Below are 17,651 nucleotides of genomic sequence, written 5' to 3'. Positions count from 1 at the left end.
CCGCAGCCGCCAACCGGTGCGCGCGAGAACCGCGAGCCGCCGCGTCATCTCATCGGCCCCGCGACTGTCTCCAGGGAAACCCCGGGTAGTGGAGGTGCCGAGATGGAGAAGCTTCCGCCTGACGATGCTGACGATGCTGACGCCGTGCGCGACGGGTCCGGAGCTGTGCGGAGCACTCGATCGCGACAACGCCCCGCCCGACGCAAGCGGGTCCTGTGGGTGGCGCTGCTCATCGCCGTCGTCGTCATCGCGGCAGGGGTGCTGATCGTGGTCTCCAAGCGCGATCGACAGGCGGGCACACGACCCGCACCGAGCACGACCGGCACCCCGTCCGCCGGCCTCGCCCGGTTCTACAACCAGCGGTTGACCTGGAGCAGTTGTCCGGAGGCGCAGTCACCCGAACCGGACAACAGCGCCGGCACCGCACCGGAAGAGACGATCAGCGCGGGCGGCGTCCTGAACGTGGAGTGCGCGAACATGGATGTGCCCTTGGACTACGAGAAACCCGACGAACGGACGATGCGGATCGCGTTGGTACGGCGGAAGGCGACCGGTGACCGCATCGGATCACTGATCGTCAACCCGGGCGGCCCGGGCGGCTCCGGCAGGGACCTTGCAGCCCAGCTCGCCGCGTCCATGGGCGAGTCAGACCTGGGAGCGCGGTTCGACCTGGTCGGGTTCGACCCCCGTGGCGTCGGCAGGTCCGAGCCGCCGGTGCGGTGCCTGACCGACGCCGAACGCGACGCCGACCGGCTGGACGACGACGTGGACACCTCACCCGCCGGGGTGGCGCAGACGGAGGCGGAGATCAAGGCGTACGTCGACAAGTGCGCCGCCAACACCGGTCGCGACGTGCTCGCGCACATCGGTACCCGCGAGGTCGTCCGCGACCTCGACGTCATGCGGTCGGTGCTGGGCGACCAGAAACTCACCTTCCTGGGGTACTCGTACGGCACGCAGATCGGAGCGCAGTACGCCGCTACGTTCCCGGACAAGGTGCGCGCCCTCGTGCTCGACGGGGCGGTGGACCCGACGGTGAGCGGGTCGGAAATGATCATCTCGCAGTACACCGCCTTCCAGAAGGCATTCACCGCGTACGCGACCTGGTGCTCCCAACAACCCGAGTGCCCACTGGGCCCGGACCCCGCGCAAGCGACCACCACCTACCAGCAGCTCGTCCGGCCGCTGATCGGGAACCCGATGCAGGCCGGCGACCGCAAACTGTCCTACGGCGACGCCACGATCGGCACGATCCAGGCCATGTACGGGGAGTACATCTGGGAGCACCTGTCCAGGGCTTTGACCGGCCTGCGCAACCAGGACGGCAAAGGCATGCTGGAACTGGCCGACGCCTATCTCGGACGTTCCCCCGAAGGCAACTACCAGACGCTCAACGATGCCGGCCAAGCGATCCGTTGTGCGGACAGCCCGCCCATCACCGATCGGACCCGATTGGACGATGCCGCCCGCAGGTTGCAAGCCGCGGTGCCGTTCATCGACAGCGGCTACCCGGCCGCCGGGATCCTCGACGCCTGCGCGTTCTGGCCCGTGCCACCATCGACACCCCGACCGGTCGCGGCGGCACCGGGATTCCCCATGACATTGGTCATCTCGGCCACCGGAGACCCGGCCACCCCGTACGAGTGGGGAGTGAACCTCGCTGCGGCCCTGCACGCGCGCCTGGTGACGTTCGAAGCCAACGCGCACGCCGTGTCCCTCAAGGGCAACGAGTGCCTCGACCCGATCGTCATCCGCTACCTGATCACCCTGGAAGTCCCGGCCGACGGACAACGTTGCGCCTAGACATCGCCGCCGCTCGCGGGGAACCGCCGACCCCGTCGCCCTCCCCGCGAACGGCCCGGCACGGCCCCCATCGCTCAGGAACCCGTTCCCGTCCAGGCGAAGGCGGGCGACGCCTCCCGGCACGAGGCCGGCCCGCAGCACCGCAGGCACCCACGCGACCACCGGCCCCACCCCGCACGGTCCCGGGCCGGCGACGACGCCCAAGGGGTCGCCACCTCGCCGGCCGGCGCGACCGGGTCTTGCGGCAGCGCAGGGAGGGTGGCGTGCGGGCCGAAATCGAACCGCCAACGGCTCAGTGACATCGTGCTCCCCTTTCTCGGTTGGGGGGAAGACAAGCACGGGCGCCCGCCGACGCGGATCGGTCACGCGGCCGATGCGCATCTCCGGGAGTTCCCCCCGACATGGAACGGGGGCCGGACCGCACGTCGAGGTGCGTTGCGAGGCGCGCGCACCGGTCGGAGCGGGACCGCGTCCACGTCGGCCGGAATCGGCGGCATTTCGGGTGATGTGCCCCGGCCGCACCACCCGAGTGGCCCGCGACCGATGGCGTGCCCGTTATCCGGCGGTCGTCGTTCGTGGTAAGCCGGTCACTTGGCGGTTCGAGTCGATCGGTGGAGAGATCCATGATCGGGGATGTCCTTCCCGGCGCGGTGTCCGGCCGCTCACGTCCGCATGCGGCGGAGCGGTCATGACCGAGTACGAGCCACGCTCGGCGGACGAGCGCAGGGCGTGGTTGTGGGGCCGGATCCGGCAGGTCGCCGTGCGGGCCGGCACGACGGTCTCGGTGCGGCACGTCTGCACGGTTGCCGCCGCCACGTTGAACGCCTACGGCGCGGTGTTCTACGAGACCGCCGCCGATGGTGACGGCGGCGTGCCCGTGGCCGTCACCGACCCGGTCGCGGACCTGCTCAGCGAGGCCGAGGTCACCACGGGCGAGGGACCGGCGGCCGAGGCCGTGCTGGACGAGAGCCCCGCGCTGGTCGCGGACCTGGCCACCGCGGAGAGCCTGGCCCGGTGGCCGGTGTTCGCCCCGATCGCCCTCTCGCACGGGGTGCACGCGATCTGGGCGTTCCCGGTCTCCCTGGGCGCGATCGTCCTCGGGTGCCTGGAGGTCTACCACGCCGAGCCGGTCGAGGTGGACCTCGCGCGCCTGGCCGACGGGCTGCTCCTGACCGACGCCCTGGTGGTCGTGCTGTTGAGCGGCGTGTCGACCGTCCCCGGCGCGGACCCGTTCGCCGACGCCGTGGAAGCCCGGTGGGCGACCGTCCAACAGGCCACCGGAATCGTGTCGGCACAACTGGACGTGGACCTGACGACCGCCTTCGTGCGGTTGCGGGCGAGCGCCTTCTGCACGGACCGGCGGCTCGCCGACCTCGCGGCGGACGTGGTGGCCGGTCGCGTGCGCTTCACCCCGGAGCCGGGCACCGGCCCCGACCCCGGAACGGGGTGGAGGTGAACGGAACCCACGCGGTGCCGGCCCCGTCACCGGGACGGCCGCAAAGCCGCGCTCCCAACCGTACGGCCCTAGCCGACGCCGTCCGCCCGAACCTAGCGTCGGTCAGCGCACGAAGACGGAGCCGCGACGAATCGACAGCAGGCACAGGAGGTACCGGCCATGGTGTCGCGACCGGATCCGACGACCACTCGACTGGCCCTGACCATCGCGACCCGGGGGCACGCGCTCGACGCCGCCTACCTGCTCACCGACGCGGTCGCCGGGCTCGGGGGCGTGAACGCCGCCGGCGTGATGGTGTCGGCCGGCGCCGACGTGGTCGCCGCGACCGACCCGCAGCTGTTCGACGCGTTCCAGGCCGTCCAGGCCGGCCGCGACCTCCTGGCCCCGGCGGAGCAGGACGTCACCGGGTCGGCGACGGCCTTCCGCCACCTGTCCACGCGGGCCGACCGGTGGCCCCGGCTGGCCCGGTTCGCCGACACCCACGGCATCAGGACCGCCTACACCGTTCCGCTGCGCGCCTTCGACGTCCTCGCCGGCACCCTGGTGCTGCTGTGCCGGCGCGAGCCCGAGCCGACCGCCGACGACCTCGACACCACGCACGGCTGGGCCACCATCGCCGCGGCGGGGGTGCTCGCCGACGCCGCCGCCGACGCCCTGCCCGACACCGCCCCGCACCTCACGCGCCACCGCGTGTTCCAGGACCAGATCGTCGTCTGGCAGGCCACCGGCGCGCTGGCCGCCCGGCGCGGCGAGGACACCCGCGCCGCGCTCGCCGCGCTGCGCGGGCACGCCGAGGACAGCGGCCGGCCGCTCGCGCACAGCGCACGGCAGGCGCTGGACTGGACCCCCGAGACCCGCGACGCCTTCACCGGACCGGGCCGCGACACCCGCGTGCTGCTGGTCGAAGCCGACCCGTTCACCGGCCGCTGCCTGGCGGGGCTGTTGCGCGCGGAAGGCTACGACCCCAGCACGACCACGACCGTGGACGCGGCCCGGGGACAGCGGGCCAACCCACCGCCCGTGGCGATCGTCGACCAACTCCTGCCCGGCGCGGCCGCCTTCGGCCGCGACCTGGCCGAGAACGGCACGCTGGTGGTCGCGCTGTCCGCCGCACGCTCCGGGCAGGCCCCGCCCGGAGCCGCCGCCCTGCTGCGCAGACCGATCCCGCCCGCGCACGTCGTGGCCGCCGTCCGCGACCTCTACCCGGTCGCACGCGAGCGGGTGCCGGCATGACCCCGCGCATGTCCACCGGCTCCCCCGGGCTCGACGCTGTCCTGGGCGGCGGCCTGGTCACCCCGTCGATCACGCTCCTGGCGGGAGTGCCCGGCACCGGCAAGACCGTCCTCGCCCAACAGGCCGCGTTCGCCAACGGCCACCCCGACGCGCCCGTGGTCTACCTGAGCACCCTCACCGAGCCGCTGGCCAAGATCACCCAGTTCGTGCAGGGGCTGACCTTCTGCGACCCGGACCGGATCGGCACCGAAGTGGTGTTCGAGGACATCGGCGACCTGGTCGTCACCGGCGGCCTGCGCAAGGGACTGGAGCGCATCACCGACATCCTCACCCACACCCCGGGCGCGGTGCTGGTCATCGACAGCATCAAGGCTCTGCGGTTCGCCGCGCGCAACGCCACCGAGTACACCCGCTTCCTCTACGAGCTCGCCGGCCGGCTCAGCGCCCTGTCCACCTGCTCGCTGTGGCTCGCCGAGCACGACCTGACCGAACTGACCGCCTCACCGGAGTACGCGATCGCCGACAGCACCGTCGTCCTGTCCACCCACACCACCGGCCAACGCACCAACCGCGCCCTCCAGGTGCTCAAGCACCGGGGAAGCGGGAGCCTGTCGGGCTGGCACGCCTACCGCATCACCGAACGCGGGCTCGACGTCTTCCCCCGGCTCAGCGACGTCGGCGGGATGACCGAGTGGCAGGGCGACACCGCCCGGGTCAGCTCGGGCATCCCCGCGCTGGACACGATGCTCAACGACGGCTACTGGCCCGGTTCCAGCACGATGGTCGCGGGCCCTCCCGGATCGGGCAAAACCGTGCTGGGACTGCACTTCGTGTACCGGGGCGCGGAGTTGGGCGAGAAGTGCACCTTCACCACGCTGGAGGAGAACCGGGTCCAACTCGGCCGTGCCGTGCGCAGCCTGGGCTGGGACCCGCAGGACGACAACATCGTCCTGCGCTGCGAATCCCCCAACGACATCTACATCGACCAGTGGTTCTACGAACTGGTGGACTCCCTGAAGAACACCGGCTGCCGGCGGCTGGTCATCGACAGCCTCACCGCCCTGGCCACGGCGTGCGACGACCAGCAACGGTTCAGCGAGTTCATCCGCTCCCTGCTCAGCCGCTGCGCGCAGGCGGGGATCAGCACCATGCTCACCCTCGACGTGCCCGACCTCTACAGCCGTCACCGACTGCCGCAACTGGGCATCGCCCACCTGTCGGACAACCTGGTCCTGCTGCACTACGTCCGCGACGGGACGAGGATGGACCGGGCGATGACCGTGCTCAAGTCCCGGGCGAACAGGAACCAACCCGACTCCCGGAAGTTCGTGATCACCCCGAAGGGCATCGTGATCGACGACCCGGCAACCGGGTCCTGACCGAGCCCTGCGCGTGTCCGGTTCCCTCCTGCCCTACAAGGCGTTCGCGTGGTCGCTCCACGGCGCGCCGATGCCCCGGAACAGGCTGAGCGCCCCCTGGCGGTCCGCGCGGGACTGGTGGTGGCGGCCGGCGCGGCTGTGCAGGCGGGCCAGCACCAGGCGCGCGCGGGCCTCCCCCAGGCGGTGGCCGGTGTCGGCGAAGCGGACGCGGGCGCGGGCCGCGTCGGCCGCCGACCGGTCGCGGTCGGGCGCCGTGGCCGCCCAGGCGAGCAGCGCTTGGCCCTCCAGCAGGAGGTAACCGTGACGGGCCGCCAAGTCGACGGCGGCGCACGCCGCGTCCGGGTCGCGGCGCGCGGCGGCCACCCCGATCAGGGCCTTGGTCTCCCCGAACCGGTAGGTGATCTCACGGGCCAGGTCACGCGCCTGGCCGTAGCAGGCGACGGCGTCGGCGTGGTGACCCAGCAGGTGGTGGGCCGCGCCCAACGCGATCAGGGCCTCGGTCTCGCGGTGGCGGTCCCGGGTCGCGCGGGCCAGGCTCCGCGCCGTGTGCGCCTGCTCGAACGCCTCGTCGTAGTGGCCCGCGTCGGCGCGCACCGCGGCGAGTTCGGCCCGCGCCTCGGCCTCCGCGCCGCGGTCGCCGACCTCCCGCTGCAGGTCCAACGCGGCCCGCAGGTGCTCGGCCGCCCGGTCCAGGTCGCCCAGGTCGTGCGCCACGCCGCCCAGGTTGGTCAGGGTGACGGCCCGGCCGTGGGCCGAGCGCAGCCGCCGGTTGAGCGCCAACGCCTCCTCGAAGCGGCCCAGGGCGACGCGCAGCTCGCCGCGGTGCCAGTGCACGATGCCGAGGTTGCCCAGGTTGTTGGCCTGCTTGGGCACCCGCTCGACCCACCGGTTGAGGGCCAGCGCGGCGCGGTGGTGCTTGGCGGCGTCGGCCAGGCGGCCGGCCTCCAGGGCGAGGTTGCCCAGGTTGCCGCGGGCGTCGGCCTGGCCCTCCCAATAGCCGATGCGCGCGGCCAGGGCGAGCGCGTCGGCGGAGTGCCGTTCGGCGTCGTCGGTCTGGCCCTGGCGGTAGTGCACGTCGGCGAGGCTGAGCAGCGCCGCGATCGTCGCGCGCCCGTCACCGGTGGCGCGGGCGATGGTCAGGCCGGCCTCGGCCACCGCCAGCCAGTCGACGGTGTTCATCCGCAACCAGAAGTAGCCGCGCAACGCGTCGGCCAGCAGACCGGCCGCGGCGACGGGGCGGTGCCGTGCGGAGTGGGTGACGGCGGCGAGCAGGTTGGGTCGTTCGGCGTCCAGCCACGCGGCGGCCCCGGCGGGCCCGGCGAACGACGACGCCGCGACCGCACCCCGGGTCTGCCGCCGCATCTGCGGGTAGAGCACGGCCGCCGCGTCGTCGGTCGTGGCCAGGTACCAGGCGTGCAGGCGGTCGGTCGCGACGGCGGTGTCGTCCTCCCGGGCGGCGCGGCGGCGCGCGTACAGGCGCAGCAGGTCGTGGCTGCGGAACCGGCCGGGCCGGTGCTCGTCGAGCAGGTGCGCCGCGGTCAGCTCGGCCAGCAACCGGTCCGCCTCGGGCTCGGGGACACCGGCCAGCGCCGCCGCCGACCCGACCGTGAAGTCGACCGCGGGCGCGGCCCCCAGCAACCGGAACACCCTGCGCGCACCGCCGCCCAGCCGCTGGTAGGACAGGTCGAACGCCGCCCGCACGGCCGAGCGCTTCTCGTCCGGCGCGCGCAGGGCGGCCAGCCGGTCCTCGCCGCGCAACTGCTCCACGTAGCGCTCGACGGGCAACGCGGGCCGGGCGTGCAGGTAGGCGGCGGCGATCCGCAACGCCAACGGCAGCCGGGCGCACAGGCGGGCCAGGTCGGCGACCGGCCCGGTGCGGGCCGGGCCGAGCAGGCGGCGCAGGAGGTCCTCCGCCTCGGCTTCGGCCAGCACGTCCAGCGCCAACGCCCGCGCGCCGACACCCGCGACCAGACCGGACAGGGGTGTTCGGCTGGTGACGAGCACGGCGCTGCCGCCGGCGCCGGGCAGCAGCGGGAGCGCCTGCGCCGGGTCCCGGGCGTTGTCCAGCACGACCAGCACCCGCCGGTCGGCCAGCAGGCTGCGGTAGAGCGCCGCGGCCTCGTCCACGTCCGCGGGAACGTCGTCGGCGTGCACGCCCAAGGCGTGCAGGAACCGCGTCAGCACCGTCAGCGGCGTCGTCGGCGGGCCCGGGGCGTAGCCGCGCAGGTCGGCGAACAGCTGCCCGTCGGGGAACCGGTCGCGCGCCCGGTGCGCCCACCGCAGCGCCACCGCGGTCTTGCCCACCCCCGCGGTGCCGGTGACCACCACGACGGCGGGCGACGCGGAGACCAGCCCGTCGAGCGCCCGCAGCTCGGCGGCCCGCCCGGTGAAGCCCACGACGTCGGCGGGCAGTTGCGCCGGGCGGACCGGCGGGACGGGCACCGCGTCGTCCGGGAGGGTCAGCGCCGGGTCGTCGGCGAGCACCGCCCGCTCCAGGTCACGCAGGCCGGGGCCCGGCTCCAGACCCAGCTCCTCGACCAGGTGGGCGCGCCCACGCCGGTAGGCGTCGAGGGCTTCCGCGCGCCGACCGCACCGGTACAGCGCCAGCATGAGGTGTTCGAGCAGCCGTTCCCGCAGCGGGTGCCGGGCGGCCCACTCCTGGGCCTCGTCCACCACCTCGACGTGCCGGCCCAGCCGCAGGTCCGCCTCCAACCGCGCCTCCAGCGCGGTCAGCCGGGCCTGTTCGAGCCGGGCCGCCTCGACCTCGACCGCCTCGCCCGGCACGTCGGCGAACGCCGGTCCGCGCCACAGCGCCAACGCCGCCGCGAGCGTCCCGGACGCCGACTCCGGCCTGCCCTCCGCCAGTTCCCGCCGGCCGGACTCGGCCAGGTCCAGGAACACCCGGGCGTCCAGGTCGCCGTCGGCGGTCGGCAGCCGGTACCCGCGCGCACCGGTGACCAGCACGTCACGACCGTCCTCGCCGAGCTGCCCGCGCAGGCGGTTGACGTAGACCTGGACGGTGTTCACCGCGCGCTTGGGCGGCTCGTCGCCCCACAGCACGTCGACCAGCCGGTCGGTGGACACCACGCGCCCCGCCTCGACCAGCAACACCGCGAGCACCGACCGCTGCTGGGCGGCGCGCACGTCCTCCCAGCCCTCCCCGCCCCACACCTGCATCGGGCCCAATACCCGAAACCGCATCAGCCTCTCCGGCTACCCGCCGTCCTCCCCCGACACGGTAACGCCGGCGCCCCACCCCCGACACCGCCGTTTTCCGACCAGTCAGGCCACCACCCGCGCGCACAGCACGACACCCGACCACCCGGTGTTGCCCCCGGTGCAGGTCGCACCGAAGACCCGAATACTCGGCCACCTCGCTGAACGACCGCTGAGTCCACCCTGAACCCGCAGGACAACCCGGCGTCAGGAACGGGCCGGCGCCATTCTCGCCGCAGTGGTGCCGAGACCGTGTGGGCGCAGAGGCGGGGTGCCCGCGCAGCGAAGGCCGCCACCCGGTGGGGCGGCGGCCTTCGTCGTCGGTCGGCTCAGCTCGCGTTGTGCAGGTCGAGCAGGGCCGCCGCGGTGCGGAAGTACTTGTTGCGCCCGAGATCGCGGACGGTCTTGATGCCCAGGGCGTCCTTCAGCTTCTGGGCGTCGTCCTCGCTGACGCCCGACAGGGCGCTGACGGGGGCGTCGAGGATGTCGGTGAGCGAGCCGTCCTCGTACTTCTTGTCCAACACCTTGGCCAGGTCGGCGGTCAAAGCCATCAGCACGAACCTCCTTCAATCGGTGGACAAATCCGGTGGGCGCGGCGGCGACGAGTGGCCGCCACCGCGTGGGAGAGGGGCCGAAGCCCCGACCGCCCGTCGGCAGGGCCGGGGCTTCGGCGAACGTGCCCGGTCGAGCCGTCCGGGTGCGGCGACCGGACGACCTCCCCCTCGCGCGGCCGGTCAGTGACCGCGGGTGGCGCCGCCGGCCGGCGGTGGCGTCGGCGTGCCGCCGGTGACGGCGGGCATCTGCCGGGTGGGCGCGTCCATCGCCTCCCGGGCCGCCGGCGTCATGGCGCGGGTGGCGTCCTCACGGCCGCGCCGGTAGGCCTGCGCCTGGGCCTTGGCCTGCGGCAACTCCCGCTCGGCCGTGGTCAGCCACCCCTCCCACCGCCGCTGCATCGGCCGGACCAGCCCGCCGCCGACGCCCACGACGGCGATGCCGCCGATCGTCGCCAGGATGGTGATCAACACCGGGGTGGTGACCGCGGTGGCGACACCGATCTGGTCGAGCGCGGCGATGACGCCCAGGCCCAGGATGAACACCGAGGCGGTGGTGGCCACCACGCGACCGTAGGACAGGCCGCTCAGAGCGTTGCCGACGATGTCCTTGACCGCCTTGGCGATCGCGGCGGCGACCACGACGATCACGATCGCGACCACGGCGCGGGGCAGCCAGGCCACGATGTCGGTCAGCAGCGTCGAGACCGGGTTGGGCCCCCACACGCCGAACGCGATCTGCAACGTGATCAGCAGGATCGCGTAGTACACCAGCTTGGCGATGATGTCCGACGCGTCGTAGTTCGAGCGGGCCAACGCCCGCTTGACCCCGCCGCGCTCCACGACGCGGTCGAACCCGACCCGTTCCAGGATCTTGTCCACGGCCTTGGCGGCGAACTTCGCCACGAAGAAGCCGATCAGCAGGATCAGCAGGAAGCCCACGAGCTTCGGCACGAAGGTGATCACCGCGCGCCAGGCGTCGGAGACGCCCTGACCGAAGTCGACGGCGGCCAGTGTTGTCGAGGTTGACACTCCGGCATGGCTCCTTCCGTGTCACCGGAGCCCCGATCACCGGGGCCGGTCGTCACGGCGAGTACCCCACACGAGTGAACCAACACCCCTCACGGCCGGGCGACCGCTCGATCGGAGCAGCCGATGGTGCCGCCCGACCGCGTGACTCAGGCCTTGTCCAGGCGCGGGAACGTGACCTCGCGCAGGAGCAGCAGCACCGCGGCGGCGACCGGGATGGCCACCAGTGCCCCGATCACCCCGAGCAGCACACCACCCAGCAGCACCGCGACCACGGTGACCAGGGCCGGGACCTTGACCGCCCGGCCGATGACCCGCGGCACGAGCACGTAGTCCTCCAGCACCTGGTAGCCGACGAAGAAGCCGACGGTGGCCAAGCCGACCGGCAGCGACACGGTGAAGGCGACCAGCGACACCACCACGGCGCTGAGCGTGGCGCCGACGACGGGGACGAGGTCGAGCAGGGCGACGGTCACGGCCAGCAGCAGCGCGTACGGCACGTCCCACGCCAGCAGCCACACGAACGTCAAACCGCCCGCGATCAGGGAGATGATCAGGTTGCCCAGGACGTAGCCGCCGACCTTGGCGAAGATCTCGTCGCCGATCAGGATGGCCCGGGGCCGCCGCGAGTGCGGCACCAGCCGATACAGACCCTGGCGGATGCGGGGCAGATCGGCCAGGAAGTAGACGGTCAGCACGACGACGATGAGCAGGTCGCCCAACACGCCGAGCACCGCCTGGCCCGCGCCCAACGCCCCCTCGACCGCCGCCTGGCCGTCGAGCAGGCGGCGCACCTGCTCCTCGACACCGAAGCGGTCGTTGAGCTGTCCCAGGGTCGAACCGTCGTCCCGCAGCCGTCGCAGGTGGCCGGGCAGGTCGTCGGCGAACGCGCCGGCCTGCTCGACGATCACCGGTATCGCGGCGGCGAAGAACCCGCCGACCAGACCCAACACACCCACGAACACGGCGGTGACCGCGCCCCAGCGGGGCAGGCGACGGCCGACCAACCACGACACCGCGGGCTCCAGACCGACCGCGATGAACCACGCCAACCCGATCAGCACCAGCATGTCCCGCGCGGTGACGATGATCTGCGCGAGCAGGTAGGTGGCCGCGACCCCGGCGGCGCCGAGCATGCCGACGAAGAACGGCGAGCGCCGGTTGAGCGGCTTTCCCGGCCGCCCCAGCGGCTGCTGCGGCGTGCTGATCTCCGCCGCGACCGCCTCGGCCTCGGCCACCGGCCCTTCCTCGTCCTCCCGGTGGGGCCGGCCCACCAGCTCGTGGTGCCCTTCTTCCGCCAGGGGTGGTCCCTCGTCGTCACGGCGTGAGGAGTCCAACGGGCCCATCGCGTCTCCCTCGTCGAAACCCCGCGCCGGGGCAAGCACCACCTACCCGCGTCCGGGCCGATCCACACCGTCCGGCGACAGGTTCGCGGGAAGCCGGCCGCACGCACTCGCCGAGTTCCGCCACCGCAGCACCGAGGAGGTCCCCGACCAGGTGAACCGACGCGGTACGCGGAGCCGGCCGCCCGCCGCCGCTGTTTCATGGGATCGCAGGCCGTCCACGGGCGAACACGACAGGGGCGTTGTGATGTCGATCGGCGACAAGGCGGAGAACAAGGCCGAGGAGATCGGCGGCAACGTCAAGGAGACCGCGGGCAAGGTGACCGGTGACGACGAACTGCGCGGCGAAGGGCTCGCGGACCAGGCCAAGGCGAAGGTCAAGGACGCGGTCGAGGAGGCCAAGGACGCGGCGGGAACCGTGGCCGACAAGGTGAAGTCGGTCTTCAAGAAGGACTGACCCGACCGGCACGCGAGGACGGCGTGCGGCCCTCGTCCGCCGCACGCCACGCTGGAACGCCTCAGCCCACTCGCGCGGTTCAGGCGTGCGTCACGCGCGCGACGCCGCCGTAGCCGAGGACGCGGGCGGGGTTCTCCTGCTCCGCGGTGGTGTCGGGGCGCCAATCGGGCAGGCACACCAGGCCCGGCTCCACCCACCGCAGTCCCTCGTCGAACCAGTCGGTGATCTGGCGGTGCGTGCGGACGTGGACGTGCTCGTCGGCGGCGGCGTAGGCCGCCACCAGGCGGGCGACCTCGGCGCGCAGCTCGGGCTCGGCCCTTTCGTCGGCGATGTGGGACACCGCCAGCAGGCTGCCCGGCGCCAGTCGCCGCCGGTAGGTCGCGATCAGCTCGCCGGGCCGCTCGTCGTCGGAGATGAACAGCAACACGCCGACCATGAGCAGCGCGACCGGCTGGGAGAAGTCGATCAGCCGCCGGGTCTCGGGGTGCTCCAGGATCTCCTCGGGGCGGCGGATGTCGGCCTGGATGATCGTCGCGAACGGGTTGCCGGCCAACAACTGCCGCGCGTGGGCGTAGGCCACCGGCTCGTAGTCCACGTACACCACGCGGCTGGCCGGATCGACCTGCTGGGCGACCTCGTGCACGTTGCCCACGGTCGGGATGCCCGAGCCCAGGTCCAGGAACTGGCGAATCCCCTCGTCCAGGCAGTACCGCACCACCCGGTTCAGGAACGACCGGTTGAGCCGGGTCACCGCCGGCACCGACGGCGCGATGCGCAACACCTGGTCGGCGAAGTCCCGATCGACGGCGAAGTTGTGGGCACCGCCGAGGAAGTAGTCGTAGGCGCGGGCGGCCGAGGGCACGGTCAGGTCCACGTCGGTGCGCGGCGGAAAGGGCGACGAAGTCATGCCGCGCAGTGTGCCCGGCCGACTACAGGCCGGGAAGGCGGGGCGCAGAGTCGCTGACCTGTCGAGGCTTCAGGACGCCGATGGGCGCTCGGCACGTCACCGCAATGCGGACAAGGCCAGGCCTGGGCGGTCGAGCCACAACGTGTGGGTGTTGTGGGTGACGGTGAGGCCGAAGCGCTCCCAGCCGGGTTGTCCGGCGTCGTTCCACGCCCTCCACGCGGCTTCCACATGACCCCACAACGGAGTGGGGCCGCCTTCACGGACTCGTCGAGGACTGCCGGTGAGGTCGATGTGGCACCACGAACCGTCGGTGGCGGTGAGAGTGGCGGCGTTCGGGGTGCGGGTGGCGGGATCGAGGGTGTAACCGCGGCGCAGGTCTGGCGGCAGGGCCAGGGCGGCGAGCAGCCACAGTTCACGGTGGGTGTTCCAGGGTTCGGCTGGTGCCGTCGTGGTGTGTTCACGCTCCTGCCCTGCCCGCGCCGCCGTGATGGGCGTGGAGGCGGTGGTGTCGTGGCGCATCGGCATGAACCCGGCCCACCGGCCGGTGAACCGACCTTCCAACCGGTCGACGTGACGACGCAACAACACCAGGTTGCCCGCACCGGAGCCCACCTTGAGGTCGGTGAGCAGCAGCGCACCGGGTGTGACCTGTTCGGCCCACGTCCAGGGCACACGGGAGACGGCGCAGGTGGCGATGATGCGGTCGTAAGGGGCGTGGTCGAGCCAGCCTTGAACTCCGTCGCGGGCGGCCAGGCGGGGGCGGCGGCCGATCGCGGCGAGCCTTGTGCGAGCAGTGTCGACGAGTGTGGGATCGATGTCGATGGAGTGGACGTGGTCGTCGCCGAGGCGGTGGGCCAGCAGGGCGGCGTTGTAACCGGTGCCGGTACCGATCTCCAGGACGCGGTGGCCATCGTGGATGTCGAGCAGCTCCAGCATCCTGACCATGAGGTCGGGTTTGGTGCTGGAGGACAGCGGTTGGCCGGTGTCGTCGAGCCGGGTGACCAGGGTGGTGGTCGAGTAGGCCAGGTCGAGGTCGGCGCCGGCGGTGTCGAGGGCCGCCCAGGCGCCGTCGGGTTGTTGGCGGTAGGCGGTGGGGACCAGCAGGTGGCGCGGGGTGGCGGCGATGGCAGCGGCCCAGGCGGGGTCGTGCAGGTCGCCGGTGGTGGTGAGGTGGTCCGCCAGTGCGGCGGCCAGGTCGGTCCAGTCGGCCCGGGTGGTGGTCATGGAGCGGCTCCGGTGAGCAGGTCGGCCAACTGCGCTGTCAACGGGGCACCGGTGGCGCCCTCGATGAACCCATACTGGCCCGTCGGGTTGATCTCCAACAGGACCCAGTCACCTGATGGTGTGATGACAAAGTCCAACGCCCCGTAGAGCAGCCCGAACTCCTTCATCAACTCTCGGATGCCCGTCAAGACGTCCGGCGGAGCTTCGACGAGGTCGAAGGACAGGGCGCGGTAGTCGGTGCGGTAGTCAGTGCGGGCGGCCGGGCTGTGGGCAGTGATCGCGGCGGCGGTGATGTGCTCGCCGATGACGATGACACGGGCTTCACGGTCCTTGTCCACCCAGCGTTGAAACAGGTGCGTGGTGTGTTCGACGCCGCGCAAGTCGATCAGGTCGTCATCGGTGAGCAGGCGGGTGTAGACGTTCTTGCGCACACCCTGCTCGTCCAGCGCCATGCCGCCGACCAGCTTGGTCACCGTCGGCCCCGCCGCCGCGAACTCCCGCACCGCCGCCTTGTCGTTGGTGATCAGCGTCTCCGGGACAAGCAGGCCGCACCGCCGGGCGAGGGCGAGTTGGATCGGTTTGTAGGCGGCGTCGGCGACCTTGCTCGGGTGGTTGCACCACAGAACGGGCGACGAGGCCAGCACACCGCCGAGCCCGTACTTGGCCTCCACCCGTGCGTGGTGAGCTTCGCTCGGATTCATCTCCGGCGGCATCCGGTACGCCTCTGGCGACCGGTACCACACAGACCGGACCGCATCGAGGTCCAACCGTCCGCGTGGGGTGGTCAACTCGCCGGACCAGCGGTCGCCCCAAAGGCGGCCGGTGACCCGCAGGCGCGTGGGGAACCACGCGGTGTTGGCCCGGTACACCTCGACGTCGCGGGCAGCCAACTCGGTGATCATCCGGTCGGCGGTCGGGTCGAGGTCTGCGGCGAGGACCAGCACGGTCACGCCGGGTCTCCGGTGTGGTCGGGGTGGAAGTCGTAACGCCAGTCCTCCGATGCCCCCTCGTCGCCGTCCAGGTGCGAGACCGATTCCGCGCTCGGATCCGCAGCGACGATGTCGGCGACCCGCTTCCCCTCGTCAGCGACCGCGACCTGGAGCTGGTGGTCGTAGCGCCAGCCTGCGACCCGGGCGCGTTGTCCGCTCACAACCAGGGCGAACCGCAGGTTCCACGGGCGGATCCCGGCAGGTGAAGGCGCATCCGAACCAGCCGGAGTGCCGAGCGGGCGCGCCAACCCGAAACGAGCAGAGTGCGACGCGACCGGGTCGTCCGCGAACGCGGCGGGTTGCACGGTGAGATCGGGCATCCGAGAACCTCCCTTGCAGCAGACCTCAACGCCATGAGGAGACCAGCCGTCACCGGCGTGCCGCTAGGCTGAGAGGTGACTCACGGTGGACTCACACCCACTCACGGTCAACGAGCGGGGGTCGTGGTGGCGTCGGACGAGACGGACGCGGTAAACGCGTTCGCCGCCGAACTCGCGCGCTGGCGGGACGTGCGGGGGCTATCGCGCACGACCCTGGCCAAGGCGATGGGCTACGACCGCTCCTACGTGTCCAAGGTGGAATCGGGTAACGAGCGGCCGTCCCAAGACTTCGCACTCGCCGCCGAAGTCGCCCTACGGGCCGGCGGTGCACTGCGTGAGGCGTTCCGCGAATTCAAGACAGCCCGTGCCGATCGGGCTCGATCACTGATCACGGACCCGATCGACCACACCGGGTCGGGCAGCCTGGTCGTCGCCCACGACGAGGCGACTCTGCGCTACGACGGCAACACCTACCGCCTCACCCAACGCCGGCACCTGGTCAACGGCGGCCCCGACCCCATCACCCGCTACCTGATCCGGATCTCCGTGGACCGCCACCCCGGTGACCCGGAACGCTCCAACCGCCTCTACGCCGACAACCCCCTCACCTGGGACGAGATCGACCTGCACGCCTGGCACGGCCACGGCCGCGCCGAACCGATGACCTGGAGCGCCCACCATGACCGGGACGCCTTCAAAGAGGTCTGGCTGCACTTCGCGGGCGACTCCGGCCACTTCCCGCTCTACCCCGGCGAGTCGACGTGGATCGAATACGAGTACAAGGTCCGCGACGAGCACTGGGGCAACTGGTTCCAACGCGCCGTCCGCCTGCCGACCACGACCCTATCGGTCACCCTGGACTTCCCCGCCGCGTTGGAGCCGGTCGTGTGGGGCCTGCACACGTCGATGACCGCCGACGCCATGCCCTTCCGCACGCCGCTCACCCGCACCACCACCGGTGACCGCACCCTGTTCGCCTGGTCGTGCGACGACCCGCCCCTGCACGCCCGGTACCGCTTGGAGTGGGACTTCCGAGGCCGAACTGCGGCAGCCGCCGACCCGCTGCCACCACGCCCGAGCCGGACCATGGCAGCCCTGGGCGTGATCCAAGACGGCGACCCCCTGCTGCGCCGCGTCGCCCGCCCCTTCCAGCTGCCCGCCGAAGCCGAGGACGCCCGCCGCGTCATCACCGAACTCCACTCCGCCGCCCAACGCATCGCCCAAGCCCACACCTTCGGCAAAGGAATGGGCGTGGCCGCACCCCAAATCGGCATCGACCGCGCCGCCGCCCTCGTCCACCCGCCCGGCACCGACAAGGGCATCACCCTGCTCAACCCCAGGATCATCGAAGCCGGCGCGGAGGTCGACGAACAGTACGAAGGCTGCCTCAGCTTCTTCGACGTCCGCTGTCAGATCCCCCGCCCACTGCGCATCCACGTCGAACACACCGACACCACCGGCAACCGCAAGATCACCGTCTTCGAACGCGGCATGGCGCGGCTCGTCGCCCACGAGATCGACCACCTCAACGGCATCCTCCGCCGCGACCACCTCCCCGACGGACGCCAACCCATCCCCGTCGAGCACTACACCGGCACCGGTCGCAGCTGGAACTACCAACCGACGACCCGAGCCACGGGAAGTCGGGAAAACTGTTGACGAGAACGGCCACTGACCTGCGGGTTCGGTCCGCCTCACGCGGCGATGTCGTAACGCAACAAAGACCTTCAGGTACCGGACGCCC

The 17,651-nt window shown here is 72.2% G+C and carries 14 protein-coding genes; 6 read left to right on the top strand and 8 right to left on the bottom strand.

From position 1 onward, the window contains the following. The first annotated feature begins 219 nt into the window (after positions 1-219). The 4 genes from AB0A74_RS00940 (at position 220) to AB0A74_RS00925 (ending at position 5,871) form a co-directional block, all read left to right on the top strand. On the top strand, positions 220-1,803 hold the full coding sequence (locus tag AB0A74_RS00940) for an alpha/beta hydrolase (RefSeq protein ID WP_358246819.1): 1,584 nt from the start codon (positions 220-222) through the stop codon (positions 1,801-1,803). A 688-nt stretch (positions 1,804-2,491) separates the two neighbouring features. Beyond that, positions 2,492-3,259: a GAF and ANTAR domain-containing protein gene (locus AB0A74_RS00935; RefSeq protein ID WP_358246818.1), complete on the top strand. Its 768-nt coding sequence runs from the start codon at positions 2,492-2,494 to the stop codon at positions 3,257-3,259. Between the two features lie 159 nt (positions 3,260-3,418). After that, the gene (locus AB0A74_RS00930) at positions 3,419-4,492 is read left to right on the top strand and encodes a hypothetical protein (RefSeq protein ID WP_358246817.1); all 1,074 of its coding nucleotides are present in this window, start codon (positions 3,419-3,421) and stop codon (positions 4,490-4,492) included. Further along, positions 4,489-5,871, top strand: a complete 1,383-nt coding sequence (locus AB0A74_RS00925) for an ATPase domain-containing protein (RefSeq protein WP_358246816.1) — start codon at positions 4,489-4,491, stop codon at positions 5,869-5,871. Before AB0A74_RS00930 ends, AB0A74_RS00925 begins: the two co-directional genes overlap by 4 nt. A 33-nt stretch (positions 5,872-5,904) precedes the next feature. On the opposite strand, the gene AB0A74_RS00920 is transcribed toward AB0A74_RS00925, so the two are convergent. From AB0A74_RS00920 to AB0A74_RS00905, 4 genes are all read right to left on the bottom strand, one after another. Further along, entirely contained in the window at positions 5,905-9,072 is a 3,168-nt protein-coding gene (locus AB0A74_RS00920; RefSeq protein WP_358246815.1) for a BTAD domain-containing putative transcriptional regulator, read from the bottom strand. A gap of 344 nt (positions 9,073-9,416) precedes the next feature. Further along, the gene (locus AB0A74_RS00915; protein WP_358246814.1) at positions 9,417-9,638 is read right to left on the bottom strand and encodes a hypothetical protein; all 222 of its coding nucleotides are present in this window, start codon (positions 9,636-9,638) and stop codon (positions 9,417-9,419) included. 183 nt (positions 9,639-9,821) lie between these two features. Then, the gene (locus AB0A74_RS00910) at positions 9,822-10,670 is read right to left on the bottom strand and encodes a hypothetical protein (protein ID WP_358246813.1); all 849 of its coding nucleotides are present in this window, start codon (positions 10,668-10,670) and stop codon (positions 9,822-9,824) included. A 146-nt stretch (positions 10,671-10,816) separates the two neighbouring features. Further along, positions 10,817-12,013 carry an AI-2E family transporter gene (locus AB0A74_RS00905; RefSeq protein ID WP_358246811.1) on the bottom strand — a complete coding sequence of 399 codons (1,197 nt, stop codon included), beginning with the start codon at positions 12,011-12,013 and terminating at the stop codon, positions 10,817-10,819. A gap of 244 nt (positions 12,014-12,257) precedes the next feature. Between AB0A74_RS00905 and AB0A74_RS00900 the strand changes: the two genes are divergently transcribed. Beyond that, a complete protein-coding gene (locus AB0A74_RS00900; protein ID WP_358246810.1) occupies positions 12,258-12,467 on the top strand; it encodes a CsbD family protein in 210 nt (69 codons plus the stop codon). 79 nt (positions 12,468-12,546) lie between these two features. On the opposite strand, the gene AB0A74_RS00895 is transcribed toward AB0A74_RS00900, so the two are convergent. From AB0A74_RS00895 to AB0A74_RS00880, 4 genes are all read right to left on the bottom strand, one after another. Further along, positions 12,547-13,374, bottom strand: a complete 828-nt coding sequence (locus AB0A74_RS00895; RefSeq protein WP_358246809.1) for an SAM-dependent methyltransferase — start codon at positions 13,372-13,374, stop codon at positions 12,547-12,549. 96 nt (positions 13,375-13,470) lie between these two features. Then, positions 13,471-14,598, bottom strand: coding sequence for a methyltransferase domain-containing protein (locus AB0A74_RS00890; RefSeq protein ID WP_358246808.1), 1,128 nt, complete (start codon positions 14,596-14,598; stop codon positions 13,471-13,473). Beyond that, a complete protein-coding gene (gene tgmB / locus AB0A74_RS00885; protein WP_358246807.1) occupies positions 14,595-15,548 on the bottom strand; it encodes an ATP-grasp ribosomal peptide maturase in 954 nt (317 codons plus the stop codon). The genes AB0A74_RS00890 and tgmB overlap by 4 nt, the downstream gene beginning before the upstream one ends. Further along, positions 15,545-15,907, bottom strand: a complete 363-nt coding sequence (locus AB0A74_RS00880; protein WP_358246806.1) for a hypothetical protein — start codon at positions 15,905-15,907, stop codon at positions 15,545-15,547. The genes tgmB and AB0A74_RS00880 overlap by 4 nt, the downstream gene beginning before the upstream one ends. A 123-nt stretch (positions 15,908-16,030) precedes the next feature. On the opposite strand from AB0A74_RS00880, the gene AB0A74_RS00875 reads away from it, so the two are divergent. Beyond that, a complete protein-coding gene (locus AB0A74_RS00875; RefSeq protein ID WP_358246805.1) occupies positions 16,031-17,566 on the top strand; it encodes a peptide deformylase in 1,536 nt (511 codons plus the stop codon). Positions 17,567-17,651: the final 85 nt, after the last annotated feature.

It is taken from the genome of Saccharothrix sp. NPDC042600 (assembly GCF_040647305.1).
Taxonomy (GTDB): Bacteria; Actinomycetota; Actinomycetes; order Mycobacteriales; family Pseudonocardiaceae; genus Actinosynnema; species Actinosynnema mutabilis.
This window is presented reverse-complemented; position numbering and strand designations above follow the sequence as displayed.